This window comes from Collimonas sp. NPDC087041, from assembly GCF_044745265.1.
Taxonomy (GTDB): domain Bacteria; phylum Pseudomonadota; class Gammaproteobacteria; order Burkholderiales; family Burkholderiaceae_D; genus Collimonas.
Genome location: NZ_JBIUZX010000011.1, coordinates 1 through 26,069 on the forward strand (window position 1 = coordinate 1; position 26,069 = coordinate 26,069).

Annotated in this window: 21 protein-coding genes; 3 read left to right on the plus strand and 18 right to left on the minus strand. The window is 54.8% G+C overall.

Features of this window, described 5'->3' with window-relative positions; all coding sequences use genetic code 11:
* Positions 1–89: 89 nt before the first annotated feature.
* The 15 genes from ACIPF8_RS18525 to ACIPF8_RS18595 form a co-directional block, all read right to left on the minus strand.
* Positions 90–401 carry a hypothetical protein gene (locus tag ACIPF8_RS18525; RefSeq protein ID WP_400423791.1) on the minus strand — a complete coding sequence of 104 codons (312 nt, stop codon included), beginning with the start codon at positions 399–401 and terminating at the stop codon, positions 90–92.
* An 82-nt stretch (positions 402–483) separates the two neighbouring features.
* The gene (locus tag ACIPF8_RS18530; protein WP_400423793.1) at positions 484–1,185 is read right to left on the minus strand and encodes a hypothetical protein; all 702 of its coding nucleotides are present in this window, start codon (positions 1,183–1,185) and stop codon (positions 484–486) included.
* A gap of 28 nt (positions 1,186–1,213) precedes the next feature.
* On the minus strand, positions 1,214–2,833 hold the full coding sequence (locus tag ACIPF8_RS18535) for a hypothetical protein (RefSeq protein ID WP_400423795.1): 1,620 nt from the start codon (positions 2,831–2,833) through the stop codon (positions 1,214–1,216).
* A 9-nt stretch (positions 2,834–2,842) separates the two neighbouring features.
* Complete coding sequence (locus tag ACIPF8_RS18540; protein WP_400423797.1) at positions 2,843–3,271, minus strand: hypothetical protein; 429 nt, start codon at positions 3,269–3,271, stop codon at positions 2,843–2,845.
* Between the two features lie 27 nt (positions 3,272–3,298).
* Positions 3,299–4,876: a hypothetical protein gene (locus ACIPF8_RS18545; RefSeq protein WP_400423799.1), complete on the minus strand. Its 1,578-nt coding sequence runs from the start codon at positions 4,874–4,876 to the stop codon at positions 3,299–3,301.
* Between the two features lie 491 nt (positions 4,877–5,367).
* Entirely contained in the window at positions 5,368–6,006 is a 639-nt protein-coding gene (locus tag ACIPF8_RS18550; protein ID WP_400423801.1) for a glutathione S-transferase family protein, read from the minus strand.
* Positions 6,007–6,237: 231 nt separating this feature from the next.
* A complete protein-coding gene (locus tag ACIPF8_RS18555; RefSeq protein ID WP_400423803.1) occupies positions 6,238–6,717 on the minus strand; it encodes a hypothetical protein in 480 nt (159 codons plus the stop codon).
* A gap of 21 nt (positions 6,718–6,738) precedes the next feature.
* Entirely contained in the window at positions 6,739–7,332 is a 594-nt protein-coding gene (locus ACIPF8_RS18560; RefSeq protein WP_400423805.1) for a hypothetical protein, read from the minus strand.
* A 3-nt stretch (positions 7,333–7,335) separates the two neighbouring features.
* Positions 7,336–8,229, minus strand: a complete 894-nt coding sequence (locus ACIPF8_RS18565) for a hypothetical protein (RefSeq protein WP_400423807.1) — start codon at positions 8,227–8,229, stop codon at positions 7,336–7,338.
* Between the two features lie 3 nt (positions 8,230–8,232).
* Positions 8,233–8,718: a hypothetical protein gene (locus tag ACIPF8_RS18570; RefSeq protein WP_400423809.1), complete on the minus strand. Its 486-nt coding sequence runs from the start codon at positions 8,716–8,718 to the stop codon at positions 8,233–8,235.
* A 5-nt stretch (positions 8,719–8,723) separates the two neighbouring features.
* The gene (locus ACIPF8_RS18575) at positions 8,724–9,212 is read right to left on the minus strand and encodes a hypothetical protein (protein WP_400423811.1); all 489 of its coding nucleotides are present in this window, start codon (positions 9,210–9,212) and stop codon (positions 8,724–8,726) included.
* A gap of 102 nt (positions 9,213–9,314) precedes the next feature.
* Entirely contained in the window at positions 9,315–10,490 is a 1,176-nt protein-coding gene (locus ACIPF8_RS18580) for a PIN domain-containing protein (RefSeq protein ID WP_400423813.1), read from the minus strand.
* Between the two features lie 132 nt (positions 10,491–10,622).
* Positions 10,623–12,986, minus strand: a complete 2,364-nt coding sequence (locus ACIPF8_RS18585; protein ID WP_400423815.1) for a hypothetical protein — start codon at positions 12,984–12,986, stop codon at positions 10,623–10,625.
* Position 12,987: 1 nt separating this feature from the next.
* Positions 12,988–13,782 (minus strand): hypothetical protein, encoded by a 795-nt coding sequence (locus ACIPF8_RS18590; RefSeq protein WP_400423816.1) that lies wholly within the window; start codon positions 13,780–13,782, stop codon positions 12,988–12,990.
* 22 nt (positions 13,783–13,804) lie between these two features.
* Positions 13,805–15,343, minus strand: a complete 1,539-nt coding sequence (locus ACIPF8_RS18595; protein WP_400423817.1) for a hypothetical protein — start codon at positions 15,341–15,343, stop codon at positions 13,805–13,807.
* Between the two features lie 147 nt (positions 15,344–15,490).
* Between ACIPF8_RS18595 and ACIPF8_RS18600 the strand changes: the two genes are divergently transcribed.
* Together ACIPF8_RS18600 and ACIPF8_RS18605 are read left to right on the plus strand one after the other, a co-directional pair.
* Positions 15,491–15,688 (plus strand): type II toxin-antitoxin system VapB family antitoxin, encoded by a 198-nt coding sequence (locus ACIPF8_RS18600; RefSeq protein ID WP_342831728.1) that lies wholly within the window; start codon positions 15,491–15,493, stop codon positions 15,686–15,688.
* Positions 15,685–16,056 (plus strand): type II toxin-antitoxin system VapC family toxin, encoded by a 372-nt coding sequence (locus ACIPF8_RS18605; protein WP_400423819.1) that lies wholly within the window; start codon positions 15,685–15,687, stop codon positions 16,054–16,056. Before ACIPF8_RS18600 ends, ACIPF8_RS18605 begins: the two co-directional genes overlap by 4 nt.
* On the opposite strand, the gene ACIPF8_RS18610 is transcribed toward ACIPF8_RS18605, so the two are convergent.
* From ACIPF8_RS18610 to ACIPF8_RS18620, 3 genes are read right to left on the minus strand one after another with little or no spacing between them, the layout of a single operon-like run.
* Positions 16,057–16,485 carry a hypothetical protein gene (locus ACIPF8_RS18610; protein ID WP_400423821.1) on the minus strand — a complete coding sequence of 143 codons (429 nt, stop codon included), beginning with the start codon at positions 16,483–16,485 and terminating at the stop codon, positions 16,057–16,059.
* 11 nt (positions 16,486–16,496) lie between these two features.
* Positions 16,497–23,345 (minus strand): SNF2-related protein, encoded by a 6,849-nt coding sequence (locus ACIPF8_RS18615; RefSeq protein ID WP_400423823.1) that lies wholly within the window; start codon positions 23,343–23,345, stop codon positions 16,497–16,499.
* 5 nt (positions 23,346–23,350) lie between these two features.
* Entirely contained in the window at positions 23,351–25,276 is a 1,926-nt protein-coding gene (locus ACIPF8_RS18620) for a hypothetical protein (RefSeq protein ID WP_400423825.1), read from the minus strand.
* 357 nt (positions 25,277–25,633) lie between these two features.
* Between ACIPF8_RS18620 and ACIPF8_RS18625 the strand changes: the two genes are divergently transcribed.
* Complete coding sequence (locus ACIPF8_RS18625; protein WP_400423827.1) at positions 25,634–26,053, plus strand: GNAT family N-acetyltransferase; 420 nt, start codon at positions 25,634–25,636, stop codon at positions 26,051–26,053.
* The last annotated feature ends 16 nt before the right edge of the window (positions 26,054–26,069 follow it).

The following is a 26,069-nucleotide window of genomic DNA, read 5'->3' on the forward strand; positions in this document are numbered from 1 at the left end:
GAAAACTTATCCACAGAAATAATATGAATTACGCATTAACAGGGTGGGGCAGATTTCGATGAAAACAGTGGGGCAATTTTAAGCAATCTTCAACACTTCCAACCGAAGAACGAGTAAAAATCGTTCATTCCGGGCACGAGCGCGCCCGACTGCAGCATGGCAATCAAGGCTGGAGCTTTGCTATCCGGGCTGCTCTGCTCGAATGGCGACTGCCAATTCAGCGTCGCTTCCATATTGCCGCCGGCGGTCACCGGTGCGTGTACCTCTATCTGCTCTTGCCCCGCGCGCAGTCCCTTGTTATCAACTGGATAAATCTTGGCGATCAGATGCTGGGAGAGCCCTAACCATTGGGAACCGAGGATCTGCTGGTCTGCCGTCGTGCCCTGCCCAGGTGCTGCCATATTTCCGCCTTACATAAAATTGCGGGCAGCCGATTCACCTGGCTGCCCGCTGTGTTGAAGTGTTAATTCAAGTTGAGAACGATTACTTGCTCAGACCCATCTTCCGATTCAGCCGCATCGACTTCATGCGGCGCATGGTGGCGCTGGCCGTGTGCGCCTTCATCTGCGCCTTGCGAATGCTGACTTTCTGCTTGGCAGTCAGACGGATCCGGCCCGAAATGCGCTTATTGATTCGCACTTTCTTGCCCTTGCGGATCACCATGCGCTTCTTGTAGGTGGCGTCCAGCACCGCATCGCTGCCCTCGTCGCCAAACACAAAATTGTCGATATCGGCGCTCGACGCATCATCGCCATCCGGCAAGCTAGCGGCCAGAAGATCCCGGATCCGGTCTGCGGCCGCTTCGTCCCAATCGTTCAGGAGCTTGCTGCAATCCTCATCCGAGACGCCCTTCTCAGCCAGATAGTCCCAGGCGAATTCCAATGCGGTCTCCAGCACGTCGGCTTCGTCGTCGCTCAGCTCGCCGTCCTTGTTCGCGTCCACCAGACCGACCATATTCGCCAGGAGGCGATCAGCCAAGGTTTCGTCTTCATCCAGATCATCGGTTTCAATCCATTCCTGGATGGTTGATGCCACGCCTAGCGCGATATGTGTCGCGGCGTAGTCCGCCGCGGCATTGCCGCCTTCGTCATCGGATGCCGAATCCAGTACCGTCTGCCAGCTTTTGTGCGCAACATCCTTGCCAAACAAGGTATTGCGGATCGCTGTTGCAGCTAAATGACTCATTTTCTTCCTTTCATTTTGTAAAGCCCGATTAGCGGGAAAGTGTTTGGGTAACGAACGTTTGGCGATTGGTGCCGTCGTATTTCAAGGAATAGGACACGTCCATGCGATCCGCCGGCCGTAGCGCATTAGGCTGCACCACGTACTGAAACGCTTCCCCGTCCATCTCGGTGCTGGGCACAATCCATTTCGCCGTTTTGGCATCCTTGAACAGCTTTTTGAGGAAGGCATCCGTCTTTTTGACGGACACTTCCATGGGGAGCTGCAACGCCTCTTTCGCAAAGCGCGTGACCCAATCATCGATCGAGCTGGACATATCAGCCACCGAGATCAGCTTTTTCATGGAGACCGCCGTTTTAGCGCAGGTCAGCGAATCACTGAACACGTACTTGCCGCCACCGTTGTATTTGACGTAGATCACGGGATTGATCTTGGCATCCGCCAGATCGCTCAAGTCGTCGTCCGGCGTATGGATCTGAACAATCCCCGTTCTATCCAGCGGCCAGTTTTTACCGGCAATCGGATAGTTTTTAGGCGCAAAGCCGTTAGCATCCGTCTGGGCATTGCGCAAACAACGCCGTGCCACGTTGTACGCCGAGGTGCCGAGTACCACTTTGCCGTTCAAGCCCAGTGGATCGTCAGACTTCAGCGGCGCCCAGTACGCCTGGCAGTAGTGCGAATCAAAGTTCAGTTGCGCAATGAAGGCAATGGCCGCTTCCGGCGTCAGCGTGCCAGGGACATCCCAGGCAAACTGCCGGTTGGTGTCATAGGCCAACTGGGCCAAGGCAGACAGCAGCGCCGGCGCATGCGAACCACCGCTGACGATATAGGCGTAATCGTGCTCCGTCTTCTGCAGCAGATCCCGCGCGCGCGCAAAATCCGGTACACCATAGGCGGTGCTGCCCTCGGTAAAATAGGTCATCACCGGAGAAATGGCGAACTTGGGCCGGCCATTGGCGTCCCGTCCATACGCATTCCATGTCGGCGCGATCTGGCCGCCATTGCCCACCAGCACCTCAACGTTGTCGGTCGTGCGCTCCACCACGTCCGGCAAGTAGGCACTCTGCTGGTAGTCATCTAGAGCGTCCGGATTAAGCGATCCGACAAATTCGTAGAGGGTATTGCGATCCTTATCACGCAATCGCAGCGTCACCAGGCGATTAGCGACGGACGCGCCATTCTCCATCACCGGGTCGGCGTGCAGTTCTACCACCACGCCGTCGTTGTAGCACTCAAGATGTTTTACCGACAACAAAAATGGCTTGTCGATTGGCACATCAGCAGCAACCGTAAATTGCAGGTCCGTCGCAGGGGCTTCCGGCTGGGTCACAATGATGGTCGACAGCACGGCGGTACTGGTCGTCAGACGCTGCACCACCGCCGAGGCCGCACCCTTTTGCAGAGCTTCATAGACGTGGATATGCGCCTCATTGAGCGCCGATGCGCGCAACGATTCGCCGCGGCCGAGCTTCTTTTGGAAATTGCCGCGATTGACGCGAAACGGTTTATCGATGCGCCCGCGCGTGGCGCGCATGACGATGCCAAACACCTGATCGGAATTATCCGGCGCGTAACCATCGGTCATATCCCGCAAAGGATTCAATTGCACGCCCGATTGAGAGCCAAGTTGCCGGTTAAAAGCAGTAGACATATTGGTTCCTTATTTTTTGTCGGTATTGGCCGCGTCGTCCGCTGCAGTGTCTGCCGGCGATTTCGGTTCAGTCGCAGCCTTTTTCTGGCCTTTGCCGCCGGCAGGAGCCTTGGCGGCCACCTCGTCAGGCTGGCCGTCGTCCAACGCATCCAGTGCCATCGCTTCCGCCCATTGGTTCAGTTCAGACAAAGAGTCCACGTCCGACGCAAAACGTGTCAGCTGGGCGTGATCCTTGAACGTGACATCGATCTGGTTGTCTGGCGTGCTGAAATTCGGCTTCAGCTCGGCCCGGATATCTGGAAACACCAGGTAGCGCGGTGTGTTATTCGTAAGTCGCAAGGCAAGAGGAAACTCGAATGTCCCGAATGCCTCTTCGACTAATGCATTGACGCTCTTCCCCGTCAGGGAAGAAGCGCCCAAATGTAATGTGCTTGCCATTTGTGCCGCTCCTTCGGTGTGGGTGGACTAGTCGAGATTGATGACTTCGATGACGGCACATCCCATCGCGGACGGAAGATGCGGATTGACCGCCGTAAAGTTACGCGCATAGAAGCCCTGCTTGTAGCGCTGGTCTTCATCGGCATTCATGTTGATCAGCATTGGTGCCACCGCGTCGCCAAGAACGAACGGATTACGCGCCACCTGGGTCGAGCGACCGATACAGATAATCCGAGTCGTTTTGTGATCCACATCCACGATGCGCGGCGAGTAATACACCTCGTACATGCCGAATAGACGACCAACGCGATAGATGCCAGGACGGGCAGTCACACCTGACGGGACAAACAAGGTGCTCGGCAAGCCCTGGATCATCGCCGCCATCTTCTTGGAGACGTACAAATGCGTGATGCCATGATCCATGGTGTCTTCGGCCATTTGCTGGCTAGCCGCACCGAGAATGCAGGAACCGTCCTGCCAGATCTGCGCGCGGGTCTTTTCCAGACCTTGGGTATCCCACTTGAAATCCCAGACCATGGCGTTGTTGGCGCCAATCCGGGCGGCCTTCTCCAGCACCTGGTAATGGCGCTCATTGGCAAACTGATTGCGAATGGCCAGCATCGATTCGCCCATCGGATTCAACCCGATTTCATTGGCCATCTGCGTTTGACTATCCGTTGAGACAAAGGCGTTGGCTTTCCAGGGCGAGGCGCGCAGAATAAAGCGCGTCGCAATGGTATTAACGATCGGGATAATGCCCTTGTTGTTCTCGAAGTCGATCACAGCTTCGGCGATCACTGGGGTGTTCGCTGGCAACGCCGGCACAGTCGTCACTTTCACGGCGCCGGTATCCGAGTTCATCGAACCGGACACGGTAAAGAGCGTGCTGCCCAGGCGGACATAGCCGCTAATCGGCGAGGCCGAAGCCGGCGCGTCGGCGCTGGTCTCTTTCGCCACCGGCAAGCCATTGATATAGATGATGGTACGGCCCTTGAGCAGCTTGGCCGACGGTGCATCCTGGTCGCAGGTATCGGCAGTCAGTTGAATCGGTGTCACCTTGCCGCCAAAGTCATCACCGGTACGTTTCAGAAGATGAGTGCGCTGTGCTGAGGTATAGGCACGGCCGCTCAATACACCGTCCATCAAATCGCCGGCGCCATAATGGCCGAAAGTGCTACCGGCTTCGTGCGAGACGATCACCAACGGTGCTTCATTGGAACCAATATCGGCGGGCAGATAGTTCGCAACCGGAATGGCTTCCGCCATGGCGGCCGTAATCGAGATCACGGCGCGATTTTGTTGCAAGGACATGGGATCGTGCGCCAGATTGGAGGCCGAGTCGAGCTTGTATCTGGAACGCGCATTTTCCGATGTTCCGTAGGCTTGGTGAATGGCCCATTCCAGCACATCAGCAGTCGGCTCGACGCCGTGCTCTGCTTCGTAAAAGGTCGCACCGTCCAGAATGGCGCCCGCGATGCTGGTGCGACCGTCACCTGATTCATCGAAGAGAATCTGCAAGTTCTCTGGAATCTCAATACCGGTGATCGATGCCGACAGACTCTGCGCGTCTGCAATAAATGCGCCGGCACTGGCGGAATCAAACACACCATTGCTGCTGACCGCCGTTTCTTTTAACTTCGTGTAAAACGTACTGACTTTTTCTGTTCTTGCGTTGTTATATTCCGCATGTTGCTTTGGCATAGATCACCCTTGTCGTAATTAAGATTTGCCCCAATGTCGGCGCAGGTGAAGTACCTACGCGGTATGTGCAATTCCATTATTACGCGGTGACGCACTACTACTTTTGGCGGTTTTCCATGTCAGAAGTTTGTCCAGGCTATTTTCTTTAGCGATCAAATCGCCGAACCTGCCGACAACAATCAACCATGGACAGTCGCCGAATGCCTCTGTAAATATGCTTTTAAGCTATTTATATCAACTTAGCCAAATCACTGAAACAGAAACGCAATCTGTAGAGCAAATGTGATATCTATGAGCTTTGAGATATGAAGGGTCTTACGAGCACGTTGCCGCGCCCGCCCAACCTTAAACTGACAATCAATTCTATATGATTAAAGTTACAAACAAATGGGCATTCATTTACTATTGAATTTTTCCAGCGCCGGCAACAATTCGGCAAGAACTCGCTGCACGCTCTTGCGCTGCATCAAGCGATTGAAGTAGGCACTAATGTTTGGAAGATGAGCAAATGAATGTAATTTTTGGGCATAGAACAATGGTGCGAAAGCAGCACAATCCGCCATACTGAATTCGTTGCCGCTGGCAAAATTATTGTTCTTGAGGTCTTGCTCCATAAAACCGTAGACCACGTCAATGGTTTGGTGTGCCTTAGCTACGGCTTCTGGATTTTGCTTTTCGATTGGTTTTAATGAATCAAAAAAAATCGTCGCAATCGGATTATTCAAATATAAATCAAAGACGCGGTCTTTAAAACGCACCCGACGAGCCACAGTCTTATCTTCGGGAATCAACTTCGTGCCCGAAACGGGAAATTCATTTTCAAGGTATTCGATGATAATCGTCGATTCTGGGATGAAAATATCGTCACCTGTCAGCAATGGAATTTTGCCAAGGGGGTAGGTTTTTTTGTACTCTGCGCTTGCTACGGGATCCAATACGCTGACTTGCACCGGAGTGAAATCAACGCCTTTTTCGTAAAACGCCAAAAGTGCTTTTTGCGAATATGTAGATTGAATGGAATAATGAAGTTTCATGGGGTGGCTCAATATGAAGAATGTCAAAAAAGCGAGCCATGCTAGTTCATTATTACAACAACCAGGTTGGAAATGACTAGTCTGGCGCACTGGCTAGTAGAAATAACCCTATCAAAAATGGTGCGCGCCTACTCTAGCATTGACCCTACGTTATTGAAACAAGCCTTCTCGCTCAAATTTGCAAACGATTGTAAATCCACGATGAGCAGCAATAACCAATAGCAAGACAAATTAATCTCTCTGTATCGAAATTTCGTCCTCTATCACAGCGATGGCGACATCTAATGCAGCCAGTTTTTCCTGTAGCGCGATCTCCATTTTTGGCGCTGCCGTCCGTATGCTATCTGGTAACTGGATACGCGCCTTTGCCATGGCTGCCTGGAACTTGGAGCGGCCTGCATCCATCATGCCGACCATCTCACCAATGGCCGCTGCCTGATCGTCCTGGTGTTTGAGCGGCACGATCTTCCCGTTCAGCCTGACCTGAAATATATCCCCTGATTGCTTAATCAAAAACGTCACTACCTGACTATCGGCGAACGTTAATATCATTTCACGGTAGGACACGCCGGATGAGCGCTTGATATTGGGCGACACGTCGCCCTGAACGATATGGGAGCCTGCGCGAGCGAAGTGGCGCACCACTGCGCGGGTTGCCGCATCTTTCTTGCTGCCCATGTCGTCAAAACTGAAAATGAGATTCTTTGCCATATCGTTCCTTGCCATTGTAAATTATGCTTTTGCCCGGCCAGTCGGCGGGCCATCGTGTTCTTCGTGATGGTGCGATTCCACCCCAATACCGTTGCTGACAATCTCACCGCCGGTATTCTCGATACCGCCTTGTATCTTGGCCGACGCCCCGCCGCTGCCGCCGGATCCGGCCAAGCCGCCTTGATACGTAAGTAGGCCGGCTGACGTGACTTTTTCTGAAAACGTCGCCTGTGGCGTCTTCACGTCAACCATTTCAGTGGCATTGATCTCGTAGCGCGCGCAATTGACACGAAATATCCCGTCCGCGGTCAGTTCGATATTTGCGTGATGCCAGCGCCGCCAATCAATCGCGTTGCCAGCCCTAGGATTCCGAAAACCGGTGATGATCGGATAGCGTGGATCGCCACCCTCGAATGCCAGCCAGACAAGATCGCCTGGCAGAATCTCGATCTCGGTAGCATGGCTGTCCGCACGACTCTTGTCACCAATGGGATACTCAATTTCCGCCAACGGCAGCACATCAGCACCATCCGTCAGGCCGGGGATTTCGACACGACACTCACGCGAAACCGCCAGATAGGACCGGACGATGCCGGGAATACGGGAAGGCAGCATGCGCTATTTCTCCAGCGTGCCAAGCCAGAATTTGGAGTACAGGCGGCTATCGCCGCCGTCCGATCCACTCTCAAAGGCATGCGCAGCAGTGATGATGGCGTAGTTGATGCGCTCTATCTGAATGACCTTGCCGGCATTAACAGTCGGGAGATAGTCGGATTTCAAGATTTTTTTCTGAATCAAGGCGCGCGTCATGTTCCACAGCATGCGGATATCGGTTCTTGGCTGATAGCCAATAGCACGCACTTTGGAGCGGTTGCCATAGACAAATGCGCCGGATGCATCAATCGAAAAGAAAGACGGCACCTCGTGGCGCTCCATGAAGCCGCTATCGATATTCTCAGTCGTATCCTGCTCCAGGCGCAATATCGGCTCTTGCTTGAAAATATCCTGCAGGCGAATGAACGTGACTTCCCGGCCATCGGTATAAATGGCACCGCCCTCTTCTTGCAACACCTTGGCGACTTCGTAGCTCGGCACGCCGCCGGCATAACAGGCAAAGCGCGCAATCGGGTAATCCGCATTAATCTTGACGCGCGCACCGCACGCGCCGTAAATACTACCTAGCGTGGCGCCCTCTTTGATTACCGCTGTCTTGCGGCGAAATGCGATCTGATGACAAGGCTCAAATAGCGCCACAATGTGCAAAGCAGCCATCTGGTCGCTACCCTGGACGTTGGCCGACACCTTGCTGCGCTGAACCTGAACGATGCGAAATATATAGCCCTCACTGGCTAGGCTGATGGTTTCACCTTGCTTGAGCCCCGCGACCGTTGTATCGGTCGCCCTGACGACCGCTTCCAGCGTCATCGGCACCGGCGCCAGATCAGAATGCAGACAGGCGCTCAGCAGCAGATCGCCGCGCAGCACCGTGCCGGATGACAAAATCAGTTGCATACCCTAGACCGTCACGATAGGCATACAGAACATCAAGCGCTGCACGTCCGCCTCCCTTTGAACGATGTCTTGGGCAATCTCGGACGCAGAGCGTCCGTAGACATCGACGCCAAGGGAGCGAGACGCTTCTAGGTAGACGGCGTTTTCTCGCTCGACGTAAAGAATAAACAACGGACGCAAAATCGCCCATTCGCTCTGCGTCAGCGGCGTGTCGATCTCAACAAAGTCGCTGGTCGGATACAGGTTGTCCGGAACAGGAAAACGTGGGTACGACGATAAAGACTCCCAGGGATCACGTGCTTCCGTCGACATCTCTGCAAAAGCCATCGCGGGCAGCAACGCATCAAATGCGCCATAGCCACCGCAATATCTGGCGGCGGCCAGCGCCTGGGCAAGCACCGTTTCTTCCTCCAGCACGATACCCACCGGCCTTTCCTGTGCCAGAAAGAGCAAGGCCAGCTCCTTCAGCGCTTTAGAAAACTCCGCCATGACGCTTAAATATTGCCCGGAATTTCTTCATTGAAATAATGGAAAAACAGCGTGCCCGAGATATTCAACACTTGGGAGCGGTTTTCCCAATCACGATCCGGGTTATCCAGCTGGATGAAGCAATCATAAATCGGCTTCGCAACCGAGAACTGGGACGGTGTGCCCTCATAAACCTTGGCATTGAATTTGCCGCCGGTACGAATCAGGTTCAGCATCATTTTGGAGACGTGGCCGGCCTTGGTCTCCATCAAGGTAATTTGACCTTGCTGGTTGACTTTGACCTGCTGTGCCTCCCATTTCGCCGCACCGAGTGGCATGGGAATTTCAATTTCGCCGGCGCTGGAGAGCTCAGGCCACGGAAACTGCTTGGTCAGCAGCCACATCTGCTCAAAGCCCTCAATTTCGAAAGCGGCATCGCTGGAGATGGCTTTGTCGCCCATCGCCCGAGTGGTGTTGTACAGGCTCTGCAAGTAAGCGGGATTGGATACGGTCACGGTGCCCTCATGCGGGTAAGTTAGATAGTGGGCCTAACTTTACCGGCTCATGACGGCCTTAAATGATGGTGTTTTCCATATCAGATCCCGAGCCGTTGCACATCAATCTCTGTTCGACATCCAATCAGGCTCAATTTCGCCAGCCTCAATAAACACCTGACCCACGAAAACGTTGAGCGAGCCGTCTTCGAAATCACGGCTTTTAATAGGCAGATTAAAATTCACAGACATTTCAAATTTACCGGGAACTGCAACATTGCCTTTTCCCATACGAACATATTCCTTATCGATACTGTCCCATTTTCTAAATCTAAACTCAACTGTGAATAATGCCTCAACCTGAAACTCGCAATTGATCGAGAAAGAATCGTCATCAACATCTGTCAATCTAATCCCGTCTTCACCCTCTAATAGAACAACATCCACAATTTCTTTGATGAATACGCCCTCTTCTTCAAATTCGAATTGAGAATCTGCCTCAATCACTGCGGTTTCCCAAACATCATAATCTTTGATGTATTGCCGGAGTATCCGTGACATATCAGATTCTTTGTTCTCCAAATCTGCTCGAATGCGCTCCAGTCTGGATCTAATAAACTGGTCCGGTTTCTGAAACAGTTCTAAGGCTGCAGCAAAATCCCTTACCAGATATAGGTTCTCAGATTTATCACAATAACTTTTCCAATCTCCATCTCTTGAAACAACCACTATTTTCCGCTTTTCTGCATTGGCCCATCCGTCCAAACTCGCTAGAGCAATGGCATCTGGAAATTCTTTCTTCTTCGGATTTTCGTTATGGAATGGAGGCAATTTTTCGAAATATAATTTCAGCAGATCTCCCACCTGAATATATTTTTCGGCAACGATAATTTCGGCTTTTGATTGTTCAATAAAAGTTTCAATTTGCTCCTCACACAATTTCTCTGGCAGCGGCATTTTAGATAATTTTTCTTTGAGCGCAGACACCTCAGCGATCTCTCCACCCACGAACTCACATGCATCAGCCATATCTCGACTGAATCTTCCCTTCGCCTTTTGAAGATGTTCAATAAGATGAAGCTGAATTTCTTTTAACACGACTTCTGAAATAATGAGATCTGACGGATGACGAGAAAACTGCTGTAACTGCGCGAAAAGACCTTTATCCAACCGCATCCCATTATCGTCAAAGACTGTCGTGTCTATGGAAATAGCATCGATCTCTCCAGCCTCGATCAATCCTTTAATCTTCGAAAGATTTTCCCCGTCATCTGCTCCATTATTTTTCTGTGCGGCCATTAGATCCCCTAGTTTTATTGCCAATTCGGAACATTTACTTTACATCAAATCTTTATAACTGGCCCCAGTCTTTCTTAATAGTCAGAGAATATTCCATCAAAAACCGTCGCAAAAAAAACTCTAACTTCGTCTCTAACCATTCGCCGACATTCCCCCCGTCACCACATGGGCAATTTTGCGGTCGCGCAAGTCTTGCCCCACATCAGACTTAGGTACCACGACCGTCACCGACGTGCCCGACGGCCTGGCATTGAGCTGCGTCGCCGGCGATATTGACGCAATCTCGGGGATATCCGGCATCTTCGCTATAGCAGGCACGGTCGGTATATTCGGCACGGCAGAGATATTCGGCACCGCCGGCACTTGCGGCGTCACCGCTAGCGAGGGCATAACACTCTTTGCCTGCATTGCTCTCGCATCCTGCGCGAAGAATTCGCCCATACGCATTTTGTTGCCCATATTTTGATAAGCGGCGCCAGCAGAGATCGTCCCGTCACCATACAAGCTTTTATTGTTTTTGATGACGGCCTCAATCCGCAAGCGCTCGCTGTCACTGACCTCACGACCACCCACCAGCGCATCCCGCACCGACGTTTCTGGATTATTTTTGACCGCTTTCAGGATGCGGCCGGCATCACCATCGCCGAGATTGTGATAGGCGTAGACGTTCGCTGCGTCGTCCGTACCACCGAGCTTCCTCCCCTTTGCAATATTCTCCCGAGTAAACTCAGCCAGCATGCCAGCCTGAATTTTAGGATCGCTCCGGTACTTCTCTGCATCTTGCTTCGACAATTTCCCAGCGCCATCAACGCCATACTTGCCGCCATATTTATTGATCATGTCGGTCCAAGTCCCGTCGATAAACTGGCCGTAACCATGAGCGCTCGACAGTTTTTTACCGTTTTTCTGGATCGGAGCGGCGTCCTTATTGAAACCACTCTCGAAATGCGCGATTTGCGCCACTACACCAGGGTCAACGCCGGCAGAACTCGCGCCGCCGACCAAATAGTCCTTTGCAGTCTGCCAGCGCTCATTGACCATACGGCCAATCGGTGTCGCCATCTTGGCAACACGTTGCTGCCCGTAATTGGCAGCCGCGCCAGCGACCGCCGTCACCGGCTTAACGACATACTGGTCGACGGTATCCGCGGCAGCAACAGCCGTATTCTTCATAATCGTAGCCGCATTACTTACCTTTGCCTTGACGTCAATCCCAGTTTTTCCCTTGACGACCTCGTTAGCCGCGTTTCCCGCCTGAACGGCGAGATCCTTCACCACATTGGCGGCATTCCTGGCAATCTCAAATTTATCCTTAAAAAAGCCCGTAATCGCATCCCATCCATCACTAAATTTCTGAACGCCGTCGTCCCAGGTTGCCGTGATCTTGTTGCCAATTTCCTTCCAGTCGAAGGTGGATAGCCATTCGCCGGTGACTTCACCCAGCTTGTCGCCGATGAACCCGCCGATCATCGCACCAATCGGACCGCCAAAAGCCAGCCCTATGCCGCCACCGATTAATGCACCCACACCGCTGCCGGCCCCGGCAAAGCGGCCTTTCCGATTTCCTGCCGGCGTTTTGTCAGGATCGTCGCTACCAAACATGCTGGCCAACGCAGAACCGCCCGCCAGCATTGCGCCCAGCAGCGGTAGGCGCCGGAACAAGCCCTTGCCGAGCCCGAATAGTCCCTTACCACCCTTGCCAAGCAAATTCCCCAGCATCCCGAGTCCGGGGATTTTGGGCGCCAAACGGCTCAGCAATCCCCCTGAACTGCTGCCGGCGGCGGGCTTCTTCTCAATCGCGGCCAGCTTACGCAGTTGCGCCTTGCTGAATTCCGTCTCATCCCGCCGTAATCCCCGTAACTCGGTCCAGAGTCGCTTGAACCAAATAACCTTCTTCTTTTCTTCCCCGTCACGGCCAAGCATCTTGCCGAAACCACGTCCGATCGGCGTCACAATCGCACTGAGTTCCTTTGCGGCGGTGATGGCAGGATCCACATCCGGCGCGCGGTCGATCGCATTCGATGCCATGGTTCCCACCGCGCCGATTCTTCCGGAAACAGCCGAGCGGCCATCAGTGCTTTCGCCCTTTCCATTGCGTTCACTCGGCTGATCTTGCCCGGCGCGCAGCGCATTTAGCATAATCGCCCGATCTGTCCGCACAAACCTGCCATTGGCATCGCGGCGCACAGTTTCAGGAAAGGCCGCCCGCAGCACATCCTTACTGACAACAGCCGTCTTCAGCAACGACGTAGGCTGCACAACCGTCCTGGAGGCGATCTGTACCACCTTCGCAGCCGCGGCGCTTTGACGGCGTGGTAATGCAAGAACTGGGGCCGTGCTGCTCTGGGTGGCCCGTTTAGCGGCAGCAGCGCTTGAGGTGAGCGCCTGGCGGATGCCACGCACGTCATCCTGAATAGCGGCCCATAATTTAAGTGCCTCGCCCCAATCAGCAGGATCGCCTACCAGGAAGCCAAAGCTATCGGATTGAATGGTCATGTCAAGCTATCGGAAAGAATGAATCGAACTGCGAGAACGTCATTTGAATTTCCTGCACCGTGTCGTCTCGTCGCGACAGATCAAATTCAACGCTGGCCGGACGCATATATAGAACGCTCTCGTAGCCGCCGCGATTGCTCGCATCGGTAATAAAGGAATGCAAGATACGGATCTTGACCAGGTATTCGATGGGTACGCCGACGCAGCCGTCCCGCTTGGTCGCGGCCGCCGCCTTCGATTCAAACCATTTTTTGAGCGTGCCCACCGAATCGTCCATGGTCGTGAGTCGCAGGTCGACAGATTCCAAACTATGCACCGAATCTATCGACGCGGATCCGACCCGCATCTTGTCCCCAGTAATCGTCCAGGGCGAATAATTCACCTCGGTCGCAAACAGGTTGAACATGCTGGCGCCGTCGCCGGCCATCAGCTTCGACACCAACGAATCCATACTGGACGGCATCAGATCCGTGACTTCGACCAGAAACAGGTTTTTCTTGGCATACCGGGTTGCCGAGCACTCATCAAAAATCGCCTTGGCTTCCGCCGGCGTAATACCACCCAAGAGCGGTGTCGGCGTGGCCCAATACGCCGCCAATGCGGCCAGGCCGTCCACTCGCGGGAAATAATTGGCGAGTAGACCTGAATCCAGGACCGAGAGTGCAGCGCCACCGAGATCGCCGCTCAGCAGCTTATTACCAACACCCAAGCCCACATTGACCAGCGCTCCCAAGCGCGGCGGTAGATACTTCTTGGCTTGTCCAATGGCAGCAATGGCGCCGGCGCTCTTCGGCAAGGCAATGCTATTGGCAACGTTATCAAACAGCCCCAATATCGCTCTCCTCGACAGCTTTGGCGGCCATGGCCTTGGCATAGGCGGCCGCCTCATCTTCATCTAACAGCATTTGCTTCGCCAGGAACATGGCAGTCGTCTTTTCGTCCAGACCCATCTCTTTAATCTGAGACATGACCTGCGCCAGCATAGCGGCGGAGTTCGCTGACTCCAGGCGGGTCCGCTGCTTCTCGGCCTCCATGGCGGAAATGGAACCGTAGAAATTGATGTTCCAGGGGCGCTCTTCTTCCGAAAACACGATCCCGTAGCGGTGCATCGTGTGCAGATCAATGACGGAATTGAAGAAATCGGACAGCGCGCCACGGATAATGCGCGACTTTTCCGCCACCTGGGCGCTAACGCGGAAGAAGCCGCCGTCGCCCAATCCGCCGGATAGCTGATCGGCGAAACCCAGCATCGACAGATCCACCCCCAGCGCGCCACCCAGCAAGCGCGCGTGCATCATCACATCCTCGATCGACGGTTCGCCATTGCGGCCCGAGTCGCCAACCAACTGTGACAGGTTCGTGAGCTGCTTGTCGCCGTGATATGGCAACACCGTGGTGAACTTCTCCAGAATCGGCTGACCATGTTCAATCGCCCACTGCGCACGCTGTTTCGCTTGCTTCAGCATGGTCATGACACCCTCACCAAATTTCTTCTTCTGGTCTCCCGTCATGCCATCGCCATTGAATCCCAGCACGCGCTCATCAATCGAATCGGCGAAACGCTGGCCGATCAAGCCAAGCAATGAGGCGTAGAGATGATCGTAGGCTTCTTCGGCCTGGTGCAAGAAGGAGCCGCCGACCATCGACGGCAGAATCGGCAGTTCATCCAGGTCATTTTCGGACAGGGCCATTTTGATCACCTTGTCCTGCACCGCGAACTGCGGCACCCAGACCAGCCTCGGCATTTTTAGGCGCAGAAGCTGCGTTGTATCTAGCCGCTCAATCGCCTTGGCGCCGGAATAGACCATATACCCCACTGTGCGATTGCCCTTCTCGTAGGCTTGCACCATAGGTGGCCGGACAATCTCGCCAAAATACAATTCACGGATACCGCTGCTATCAACATAGGGCCGCGCATAGCTGTCCCCAAAGGTTGCCCCGTTATAGGCCATGCAATGCGCCATTTGATTGAGCTTGGGCGTCAAGGCAGCGTCGATCTCATCGACCATCTTGGCGAGTTTGATATTTTTGATCGTCTCGGCCTTCTTTTCGATGAAGACCGTATTGCCCGTCGTCTCATGGCCGCCTAGCGCGGACGTGACGATCAGCGACAGTGCGCCGGACACAATCGGGTCGCCTTCCATAAACGACCATTTCTGATAAATCTGCGCGCGCATGCGGGCGGCGCGACGGCCTGTGCCCAGGAGAGACTGTGACGCCGCGCCAAAGTCAAAGGCGTAGGGGTCATCCTTGCCCAGATCGTCCACTTTCTCGACGTTCCCGGAAAACCATTTTTTTGCCGACGTGCCCATTTTGCCGAAGAGGCTGGGCACATTCTTCTCAGTGTCTTTTGCCATGATCGCTCTGAATCGTCTGTATTCAGCATTGTCGAGCAAAAGATCTACGCGACTATTCTGCGGTTTCCATCTCGGCCAACATACCAAGAACCAATTACATCATCAATTGATGCTATAATTGGTTCAATTATTTACATGGAGCACCCTATGCGTACCACAGTCAATTTAGATGACGCCCTTCTTGCCCGCGCGCAAACATTGTGCGGCTTGGACGAACGCAATGCGCTGTTGAAGGAAGCGCTGAACGCATTAATTCAGCGTGAAAGTGCGCGTCGCCTGGCGCGTTTAGGCGGCAGCGAACCACAACTGCAGGAGATTGCACGTCGCAAGGGCGAGACGCAATGATTTTGGTCGATACATCCATCTGGATTGACCATTTGCGCGCCGGTAGCCCAGCACTAGCCGGGCTATTAGAAATGGGAAGGGGTTATTGTCACCCCTTCGTCGTCGGTGAACTCGCTTGCGGCAGCTTGGGCAACCGGAGCGAAATCTTAAATTTATTGCAATCGCTACCGCAATTACCCACCGCCACCAACGAGGAAACGTTGTTCTTCATCGAACAGCACAAGCTCATGGGGCGTGGCATTGGGTATATTGATACGCACTTGCTGGCCAGCACAGCAATCCATGCTGCCCGCCTGTGGACCCGAGACAAGCGGCTCAAGGTCATCGCCGAAGAAATGGATTTAGCCTTTGAACCGGTGACACACTAATTACAAGCGCGTCATCTCAACGCTCTCATCCATCAACACGTAAAACTCGCCATTGCCGAATAGATCAAATTGCCGCACGCCTTGAAATTGGGTAGCGTCGTACATCTCAGCAAACTCGAAGGCGGCAACGATCGTGACATCAGCATCAAACTCCCATTGCTCGTTCTGGCCACTATATGTGCTCGCCAGCAGCGGCTCAAGCTCCCCAGAGTATGCATAGCCGCGAGCGATCAGCGCCAGCTTCAACGCCCACCAATACGGGCCGAATCGCAGATAGTTCTGCGGTGCGGCGCGCACGATCTTGTTGGCAAGTCGAGCCATGAATTCACTATGCGATTGGCCCGGATTGTTTTTTTCAAACTCCACCCGGTGGTCCGCTAGTTTGTCAGCCAAGTAGTCCTGATCGGGTAAATAATTAACGAATTGCATGTAGCTTCCTGTTAAGCAATAGAGATGTTGTAGCTGCGAACCTGATCCGCATACTCCCGCAAGATGGTTTCATAGACCTCGCGCGGCACCACCCACGAATTGACCGGCGCGCTCTGTAGCTGCCTGGACGGCCACTTGCCTCGGAACATCGCTTTAAAGCCCATCGTCAGCGCAACCGATTTAATCGTATCCTTGAATGCCATCGTATTGCCGATGATCGCCACGTATTTTTCTAGTGACGGCATAACATCAGCGACCGTCGCGGCCGGCACCTCGGCCGCCGGCGTCGATGCTGGCTGCGTGAGCGTCAGGGATTTACGACGATAGGCGGCATTCACCATGACCGAAAACGTCTCAGCATAATGCGCGTTGATCGCCGCGTCGTCCCAATCCAGCGCCGCATAATAGGATATATAGGCCTGCTTGCACAACCACACCAACTCCTCCGACGTGGTGGCGGCCTCGATGGCCGCGGCCATCGTAGTGTAGTCAATCGTGCCGATCACGCCGTTGACCGCTCTCACCAGTGCCTCAACCAAGTCCGCATTATCTTCGTCATGGAAAACCTTTAGCGCTGCCGCACTCACCTTCATGCCTTGTGTAATGCCGTACCGTAGCAGCATTTTTGCGGTTTTCTCTAACGACGGCTTGCTGTAACGCTCAACGGTGGCATCGTCCGGCACCAGCACGCGGATGGCGCCATTCTGATCTGTGACGTATTCCACCTTCCCCTCCTGTTCGGAGACGATACGCTTGATCAGCGGCAAAGACTGGTCCGCCCCTTGTTTCAGCACGAGTGGAAACATCGGCTCTGGTAAAGTGACTTCATCGGGAAGCGCGCTAATGCGTGGCGCTGCCTTGAGCGCAGCTTTCACATCCGCATTCAACGTCGAATACAAAAGCCCGATCGCGGCAGCATTCATGCCGCCTTGACCGCGCGCAATCAGCCCGTCATCAACAGCCGCGGCCCGCAACACCGTCGCACGATAGACAGCATTATCTGGATGCTCCTGAGTGATGATATTCCCGCTAAACACAATACTTTCATCCGCGCGCTGGAGCTTCGCCGCTTCGGCATCGATCGACCGCACGCTACTTGTCTTGCCATCTTCCACAATCCACAGGCGATCCTTGCGATCAATCACGAAGTCCCCTGTACCGACGATCTGATTGCGAATGATCTTGGCCTCACCGGTTTTAGCTTGTTCAATCCGGCCCAGCGACACGCCAGCGTCGGCGCAGAGGCTCAGCGCCTTTGCTTCAGATTCGTCAGCAAGCACGCGTGCCGTCGTGGTTTCGGTATCCCAGTTTTGTGCAATCGGTGACTCGTCGATGACGGAGAATCGAAACGATGTATAAGAATTGCCGCCGGCGGAACTGGCAACGCTGCTCATAATCCCGTTGCGATTGATCCCTTTGACTACCTGCGATCCGCGCGCGGTCTCGACCCAGCTCGTTTGACCAAATGCCTCTTCTAACGTCTTGAGACGGCTATCTGGGGCAATGGCAATACTTGCCTTGATCGGATTGGCGATCCGGTCATACACCGCCTGGGCCTTTGACAGCAACTCAGCCGCGCGCGCGGTCTGCGCAGGATCTTTGGCATCGGCATAGCGCGCGTAACGGCCTTTCACCGCCGTCAGCTTGAAATAGGCTTCTGCAGCATCGGCTACCTGCTCGCCCAGGTAGATACCGACCGTCGGGTAGCGCGCCACCACTTCCCGCTGCGCCATCATGGTCGATAGATTGGCCGTCAATGCGTCTTTGGCGCTACGTTGCCGCTCCACCGCCTCGCGGCTGGCGATTTTTTCCCGTACAGCACGCATGCCCTCTGCGCTGCCGGCAGCCTCGGCCAGCATTTCCACATCCTGATTGGAGATGCCGCCGGCGATCTTGACGGAGTTACCCTTGCCGGACATCAGCTCGCCGATCCAGTCAGCCTTCTTGCTAACGATACCGCGCTTGTATTCATCGAAGGTACCGTCGGCGTCGTAGTGATAAATCGTCACGCTTTGCAGTCGATTACCCTGGCGCACGCCGCGCCCGTTACGCTGATGCAAGCTATCCGGTGTCCAGCCAACAGTTAGATGGTGAATGGCCTGCGTACCCTTTTGCAGGTTGATGCCGACTTCGGCCTTCTTGTTGGCGATCACGACCGTAAAGCGGTTTTGTTCGCCTTCCGCATTGAAGCCGTCCTGCACATCCTGCATCTGGCCGGCGTCCTTGATCGCCTCAGGATTGACGATGGCAATTGCGCCGGATGGAATGCCGCAGCGCTTGCCCAACATGATGCGGATTTTGTTATGCAGCGCCAGCATGTCACAAAACACCAGCTGCTTCGCCTTGCCGCCCGCCTTGGGTGCGGCCTGCTCCTGTTGGAAGTTGCCCAGGAACGCAGCCAGCTTGGGCGGAATGGTGACATCCAAGTCCAATTTAAGAGCGGTCGCAATCTTGAGGAACACATTCTGGGTCGACTGCGACTCAGTATCGATCACGATCTTGTCACCATCGATCGCGGCCACGACGCGGACCGTCAGCACCTCAACATCAGCGCCGTCGCCGTCAGCGCCTCCCTTCTTGATCGTCCGTTTTACTACGCTCTCATCACGTTGCAGCAAGGTAGGACGATTTCGCTCTTCCGTCACCTTCCTGGCATTGAACTGATCGACAGCCTGCTGGGCAATCTCTGCTTGCGAGGCTGGGAACAGGTAGACCGAGGTTTGGCGCGCGGTCTCTGGATCCGCAATCAGCTTGCTGACCTTGTTAATAAAATTGAATGGGTGCGCGACCAACTCCGGCGTTTCGCGGCTCTGCTTCAGGTACGCGAACAATTCGTCCTGTTCATGCGGTGAAACAGGTTTTTCGCGGACGAGGCGCGATGCCGTGCTGTACAGCCGCTGCATACGCTTCAGCTCCTCCGTCATCGCTTCCGGCAGCTCGACCGCCGTGGACAGCTCCTGCGCCTCTGGAATCGACAAATCGACCTCTTTGGCCGTCTTGATGTTGGCGATCTGCCCCAACACGTCGCGCAGCAGCGCCGTATTTTGCAAACCACGGAAAACACGGGACAGCCGCTCCGTCCCCGACAGCGAGGTAGTTTCTTCTTCAGTGATATCGCAGAACGCTTCCATGAAGGCATCTGCCCCGCGCACGCCACCCATGCGCCGGTTGACTTCCTGTTCACCCACCGCCAGGGTCAACATGGCATAGATCTCCAGCGGGCTGTTCGTGATCGGCGTGGCGGTGAGCACCAGCACGCCGTCGCCCAGCTTGCTTTTACCACGCACATACCAGGTTTTAATTTGCGCATCGAGGCCGCGGTCGGAGGTCACTGGTGCCGACAGGAACTTAGCGCCCTTGAAATCCACCGTGGTCTTGCTGTTCTTCATGGTGTGCCCCTCATCGAAGACCAACGAATCCACGCCCATGTCTTCGAAGAACGGCACGGCCGCCGAACCCTTGCCGCCGGACTTCGTGACACCGGCCAGCTTGCCTTCCTTGATGATTGAGGCGGCCTTGCTCTTGGTTTCATCGCCGTCATAGGAGGCGTCGTGCTGCTTCAAATGGCTTTCGTATTCTTCCAACGTGGCCGTACGCATCGGGATCATGGCAAACGCCTCCAGCGTCATAAAGATCTTGCGATGACGGTTTTCCAGGACGATATTGAGGTCACGGGCGTAGTTACCGGAATTCAACTGGGCAGCACCGTCGGCGACCGTCTCTAGGCCGACGAACAGGCAATCCTCAGTCGAGGCATAGCAGCTCTTGGTTTCCTTCTGCCAGTTGGTCAAGGTCGAGTTAGGGACCACAAAGAAGGTTTTCTTCTTCACGCCGATACTTTGGATGTGCTGCACGGTTGTCAATGAGGTAAACGTTTTACCCAGGCCCACGTCGAAGCCCAATATCCCGCCCATCCGCTTGGCATACCGGCGAATCGTGGCGTTCTGGTAGCCATGCGGCTGAAATGCGGGGTTCAAGCCCGGAATTTCCAACGGCGTCGTATCGTCCACCTCGCGGAAGAACAGGTTATCAGGACGTTCAAACTGCGACTTCAGGCTGGCCTGGATGCTGGTATTGGCTTTCGTCCAGGCGTCAAATTTCTGATTGGTCTGGGTAATGAGCTGTTTTAGGCGCTCGATGCGCACCGGCTCCAGGGTCGAATCGATGGCCTTGTCTTCCTGCTTGGTACGGGTGCTCAGCCCCCCGCTCTTGATGTATTCGGCGTAGCGTTTAAGATTGCGGAAATCCTCATCCGCCATCTTGCCCTTGGTCCCCTCGAAGCCGATCACCGGCCCGTCCGCACTGGACACCACCGCGAATCCCGGATGCAGATACTTGCGCAAGAACTCGGCCTTGCGCTCGATCTCGACAAATGGCGTCGCCAGGTTCATCGTCAGCGCCGACACATCCGGTTTCACCAGGCGATCGTCGGCAGCTTGTCGCTGGCGCACCAGCTTGTCGCGGATGGCAGGATCCGTCACCGCCTCAATTTCCGCCGCATTACGCTTCAAGAAGTCGGCATAGTTGCCGGCGTAATAATCTTCGGCGGACATGGCGCTCTGACCATCCGGTGAAATACACCAGGCGTCGCCGCCCATCGGGTCGAAGTCGCTGCCCAGTGCCTCTTTCAGGTGCGCCAGCGCGATAAAGCCGGCGTCGTCCGCGTGCTCATACTTGGCCCGCTCGTATTTCTGGGTCGGTGCCAGCTCGGCGACCGCCACTTCGGCCAAGGATGTGCCCATCCAGCGATTGCTGAAAGCGCGAGTCTTGACGTTGTACCAAATGCCCAGGAGTGCCGCAGCATCGCGCAACGCTTTCGGCACGCCGGACGGTATGGCCTTGACGCCCTTGACCTGGCCTTTGATCGCCTCCCCAAGTTGCAGATAGACCTCGGCATAACTAAACGGCTCTTCCGGCGCATGCTGATTGACGACATCCCGTAGCGCCAGCGCCGTTTTAAGGACATCGAACACGGCCGCCTGCTCGCTCAGATTGACCGCATTGTCAATGCCGACGACGCAATCCTTCACCCATGCTGGCATCCCTTGATAATCGGCCTTCTCGATCATGTAGGCGTACAGACGGCTCGCATCGCTCCATGTGGCGGCCTGGTTGACCGCGCGCAGCGGCGAATACAAGCGATCGGCAATATCAACCATCTTGGCGTCCGCCGGCGACTGTTTCACAGGTGCAAACACGCCGTTCTGATAGACCATCGTGCGCCCTGCGACCGCAATGGCGTCACCGTCGCTATAGCTAATCGGCAGCGTCGGCGCGGCATTCAGGCTGCCCCAATCGATGCGCGACTCACCAAAGCGCCGCAGCAGCTTCGAGATGTTACCGATACTGTCGTCGCTTACAACCTTTTCCACCTCGCCGAAGCGGCCCTTGTCCATGGTGGTTTCGCCCAGCATGAAGCGCCGGCCAGTGCCCTTAAAATAGCCACCGGACAGAAATTCATCCCATAGAACGCCCGCCACATGCAACTTGTCGGGATCCTGCTGCTGCAATTCCTCGATCTTCTCGGCGGCCTCGCTGCTGTACTTGCGAAACACAATTACGTCCGTGGTCACATCGGCGCCCGTCGCATCGAACATCTTGTTCGGCAAGCGATACGCGCCCATGAATTCGGCCTTCAGGGACGCCTTATAGCGCAGCTTCTGCTCTCCCGCACTGCTGACGAAAGCTTTGCTGGTGATAAAGCAGGCCAGGCCACGCGGACGCAGCTTCTCCAGGGAGCGCAAGATAAAATATGCTTCCAGCGATTCGCTTTGATAGCGTGGATCCTTGAGTTTTTCTTTACCACGCGCGGCGTTGTCGCCAAACGGCACATTGGTGACCACGGCATCGTAGATCTCGTCCGGCGTATTGGCCGCCACGGCTTCGAAAGCGCTGATCGTGACGTGATTGCGCGCGCTGCCATTGACCAGCTGATTGACGCGGCCCGAGGTGGTGTCCAGCTCCACCGCGTCGATCACGGCATGTTGCGGCGAAGTTGCCCCGAAAATGCCAGTGCCGGCGGCAGGATCGAGCACCTTGCCGCCCGTAAAACCCATGTCAGCCATCAAGGACCAGATGCCCTCGGCCAGCGGCTTCGGAGTGTAATACTCGTATTGGCTGCCGGTCTTGCCATCGGCCCCCGTCATGCCGCCGCCATTGCCAGAATATCCGGCCAAGATGGCTTTCTGTTCGGCACTCAATGCCTCGGCATCGATCTGGCCAGCATCAATCTGTTTGAGCAGCGCCATGGCTGCCTTGTTCTTCTTCTGGCGCGCAGACGGCTTGATGTGCTCGTCGAATTCAAAATAGGACGATGTGTCAATATTCGCCACGGCGTCGGACAACTGCGCCCGGCCTAGCAGAGCCATAATCTCGCTCACGCGTGCGGCCAGCTTCAGCATCGCGAGTTGATCCGCTACCTGATAGCTGCCCTTGAGCTTGCTGTATTGCACCACCAGGCCGCCCAGCTCGGCGGTCAGGCGTAAGGTGGCCAGCGAGCCGGCGTCGTCCAGTAACGCCCCCGCAACTACGCTCAGATCGGTCAGTCCCTGGAGATATTCTGGCACGTCGACCGCGCGTACCTCGATGGTCGACAACTCGACGCCAGACGCGTCTTGGATCGTAACGAATCCACTGCCGTCGCGAAACACATAGCTCGCCTGTTCGTAAGGAGCGTCTGCTGCATGCGCATTGCGGTACTGAATCTGCCGGCCGGAGATGAATTGGGTAACGAATTCGGCGTCCACAGGAACAACGCTACGCTGTCCCTCCCAGGCTTGCTGAAACGCCGTGTCGAGAACCACTGGCGCTGGGATACTTTCGCTTGTTTCTACTGCGCATATCTCTAATACTTGGTTCATGGTGTTCAATTGCTCAGTGTTTGGGAAGCCGCGGCCATCATGGCGGCGGTGTAGGTGGAAACGGCACGCTGCCATTTCGCAAGGATTTCGGCGTCGTCGGGATTGCGCGTCAGGATGGCTTCGATATTGGCCGACAGCGCCGGATCAAAGATGTCGACCTGGCCGTCAATCACAGACTGCAGGAATACCCCGTCTGCTGTTATTTCGGCTGGCGGCTCAGGAATAACGGGCTCGGATTGTTCAACCGGCGTCGGCTCACTCGCCACAGTAGGTTCAGCAACAACCTCTTGGGTAGCTTCCACCGGCGCAAGAATGACTTCAGCTTCGGTAACGATTGGCGACTCGGCCACCGGCTGCGATTCGACAACCGACGTTGGTTCTTCTACAGCCGCTTCCGGTGCCACAGGTGCGACAACAGCCGGATCGGCTTCAGTAACTGGATTAACTGTCACAACCGCAGGGATAACGGGAGCAGGGTCAGCGACCGCCGGCGGCAATACTTCTTCGGAAATTGGATTGCTCCCCTCCGGCGCTTCAACGGCCGGTGGCGCCACGATCTCTTCCGGTGGAATGTCGCCCGTCTCGACGGAAACAGTATCCGCGACAGATTCGGGCGGTGTCGCAACCGCGACAATTGGTTCAGGGGCTGATTCCGGAGCAGGCTCAGCGACAGGATCAGCGATAGATGCCGCCGGCGCGGTGCTGATACTATCCGGAACATCCGGAACACTGGGCGTAGACTCCTTCTCGACGCGCCTAACTTCCAGCTCGCGCTGCAGCCGCGCCAAGGTAGCTTCTTTTTCCGTGATCGCTGTCTTCAATGCGTCAATCGCCTGCATGCGCGCCGAGCGCTTCGCGTTGGCGCGCTGGAACGTGGCCGAATTCCGTTCGGCTAAGCGCATCAGGCGATTTGCCACCTCGCGCACATTGAGATCAACGCCACGCTCAGGGGCAGCAACAATTGTCACGTCCTTCTTGTTGAGCATCCACTTCCAGGAAATGAGATCGTCCGTTGGCGTAATCTTTTGCGGCATCACATCCGAATTGTGAAAGAAGATACTGAGCGTCTGCCCATCCGACAGTTCGTAGACCACCGCCACATTAGCTGTTCCCCGCTGCTTGAACGGTTCCGTGATTTGCATCGCAACCGGCTTGACAGTGCCGCTGGTTCGCTCCATGACGTTTTGCATGATCTGCATCTTGCGTTCGAGCTTCGAAAATGGCGTCACCAGCGCATCAAAGACATAGACACCTTCCGCATCATCCAGAATATCCGCTACGCTCAACGGGTCGTACATCAACCCGTCCTCGTCGTGGCGACGAATATCGTACAGCAACCCGTCATAGGTCTTGCCAATGGGAGACTCACCGTCCCACATTACTTTTTTCATATTGTCGTACCCTAAATTTGGAAGAGACGCCGCGTTGATCGGCTTGGTGTGGTTGCCATGCTTAGCCCACCATTTGAGTTGAGGAATTGAAATCGGAACCATGCTGCCGAGCCCTTGCCAGCCTCGGTGATAGCTTTCCAGATAAGCGCGGGATGCCGCTTGCGCATCCGGAAAGCCGAGCATAATTTTGTGCTCGTCAAACGCACCGGTCTGCGGATCGACTTGATTAATCACAAAGGCAGCTCGCGATTCTGGGAAATAGCCGATGAACACATCCAACTCGTCGCCATCATTGCCGGTCGTACCAATGAGATAGCCGTAATGCGCTGACATTCTGTTCTGCCATGGGCGGCCGGCGGCATTAACGCCAGAACGGAATGATCCGCGCGGCTGCTCGATGGCGATGGCCATGCCGTGAAGGGACGTTCTGCCTACTTTGTAGTTACCTGCCAGTTTCTGCGCCTGAATAGGCTCCGCCAGGTTGTTATGCCCCATTGCGGCACGATGGGCATCGGCTTCGATGCGCGTAAATTCGTCCATGTATCCCCTTCATTGAAGCAAATGATAGGGGTAACGAGAGAGCGATTTGAGGGGTGTTTTCCTATAGGGACCGCACTGAAAAATGCGGAATCCTATTGATTAATTTGACGGCTGTTGCTTTTAGTTCCGAACGAGCTAAAACATTCTTAATATTTCTGTTTTGCACTAAGATAGCAGTACAACGTATCTGGGATGATGCATGCTAAAACACCTCAAGAGCCTATTAAGTAATACGATGGTTAGACCTCGCCAGTCCAGTATCAAAATATTATCAAACGTAGCAATTCGCCAGGCGCGACACGACGATCTGGACTGGATACAAGCCTTATTTGAGGAAGGCATGCGTGATGCCATTACATGATCCAGCCATTGAAGAACATACGCGGCATGTTGGTGCAAATCATTGACCGTGGCATCATCTTGCGCCACGCCGCCGTGACACCTTCGCGTCCGGAAGGAGTCGAAGGCATTGCCGCTTGGTTGGATGTCATCGAAAAGGAAGAGAAACCCGCCGGCTTTCTGGTCAGCGCCCAGCGATGCGAAGGCAGTGATGAAATTGAAATTTACCAACTGTCCATCGTTCGCGAATACAGACGACAAGGCTTAGCAAGCCTGCTTGTGGACTATGTGATAAAACAGCACGAACTAGGAGCGGCCTTCTATGCTCGCTGCTATCCAAAATCAAACGAGGCATTTTCGCTATTACTTGCACAGGGGTTCAAGCAGGTCGACACGCAGCCACTGGGGACACGCGAATTGTATCGTTATGCAGCGTAGATTACTAAAAGGAGCA

Excerpts from the sequence above, each read along its gene's own strand:
- ACIPF8_RS18525 (WP_400423791.1), bottom strand. The coding sequence starts at position 401 with ATGGCAGCACCTGGGCAGGGCACGACGGCAGACCAGCAGATCCTCGGT.
- ACIPF8_RS18530 (WP_400423793.1), bottom strand. The coding sequence starts at position 1,185 with ATGAGTCATTTAGCTGCAACAGCGATCCGCAATACCTTGTTTGGCAAG.
- ACIPF8_RS18535 (WP_400423795.1), bottom strand. The coding sequence starts at position 2,833 with ATGTCTACTGCTTTTAACCGGCAACTTGGCTCTCAATCGGGCGTGCAA.
- ACIPF8_RS18540 (WP_400423797.1), bottom strand. The coding sequence starts at position 3,271 with ATGGCAAGCACATTACATTTGGGCGCTTCTTCCCTGACGGGGAAGAGC.
- ACIPF8_RS18550 (WP_400423801.1), bottom strand. The coding sequence starts at position 6,006 with ATGAAACTTCATTATTCCATTCAATCTACATATTCGCAAAAAGCACTT.
- ACIPF8_RS18555 (WP_400423803.1), bottom strand. The coding sequence starts at position 6,717 with ATGGCAAAGAATCTCATTTTCAGTTTTGACGACATGGGCAGCAAGAAA.
- ACIPF8_RS18560 (WP_400423805.1), bottom strand. The coding sequence starts at position 7,332 with ATGCTGCCTTCCCGTATTCCCGGCATCGTCCGGTCCTATCTGGCGGTT.
- ACIPF8_RS18565 (WP_400423807.1), bottom strand. The coding sequence starts at position 8,229 with ATGCAACTGATTTTGTCATCCGGCACGGTGCTGCGCGGCGATCTGCTG.
- ACIPF8_RS18570 (WP_400423809.1), bottom strand. The coding sequence starts at position 8,718 with ATGGCGGAGTTTTCTAAAGCGCTGAAGGAGCTGGCCTTGCTCTTTCTG.
- ACIPF8_RS18580 (WP_400423813.1), bottom strand. The coding sequence starts at position 10,490 with ATGGCCGCACAGAAAAATAATGGAGCAGATGACGGGGAAAATCTTTCG.
- ACIPF8_RS18585 (WP_400423815.1), bottom strand. The coding sequence starts at position 12,986 with ATGACCATTCAATCCGATAGCTTTGGCTTCCTGGTAGGCGATCCTGCT.
- ACIPF8_RS18595 (WP_400423817.1), bottom strand. The coding sequence starts at position 15,343 with ATGGCAAAAGACACTGAGAAGAATGTGCCCAGCCTCTTCGGCAAAATG.
- ACIPF8_RS18600 (WP_342831728.1), top strand. The coding sequence starts at position 15,491 with ATGCGTACCACAGTCAATTTAGATGACGCCCTTCTTGCCCGCGCGCAA.
- ACIPF8_RS18605 (WP_400423819.1), top strand. The coding sequence starts at position 15,685 with ATGATTTTGGTCGATACATCCATCTGGATTGACCATTTGCGCGCCGGT.
- ACIPF8_RS18610 (WP_400423821.1), bottom strand. The coding sequence starts at position 16,485 with ATGCAATTCGTTAATTATTTACCCGATCAGGACTACTTGGCTGACAAA.
- ACIPF8_RS18615 (WP_400423823.1), bottom strand. The coding sequence starts at position 23,345 with ATGAACCAAGTATTAGAGATATGCGCAGTAGAAACAAGCGAAAGTATC.
- ACIPF8_RS18620 (WP_400423825.1), bottom strand. The coding sequence starts at position 25,276 with ATGGACGAATTTACGCGCATCGAAGCCGATGCCCATCGTGCCGCAATG.
- ACIPF8_RS18625 (WP_400423827.1), top strand. The coding sequence starts at position 25,634 with ATGATCCAGCCATTGAAGAACATACGCGGCATGTTGGTGCAAATCATT.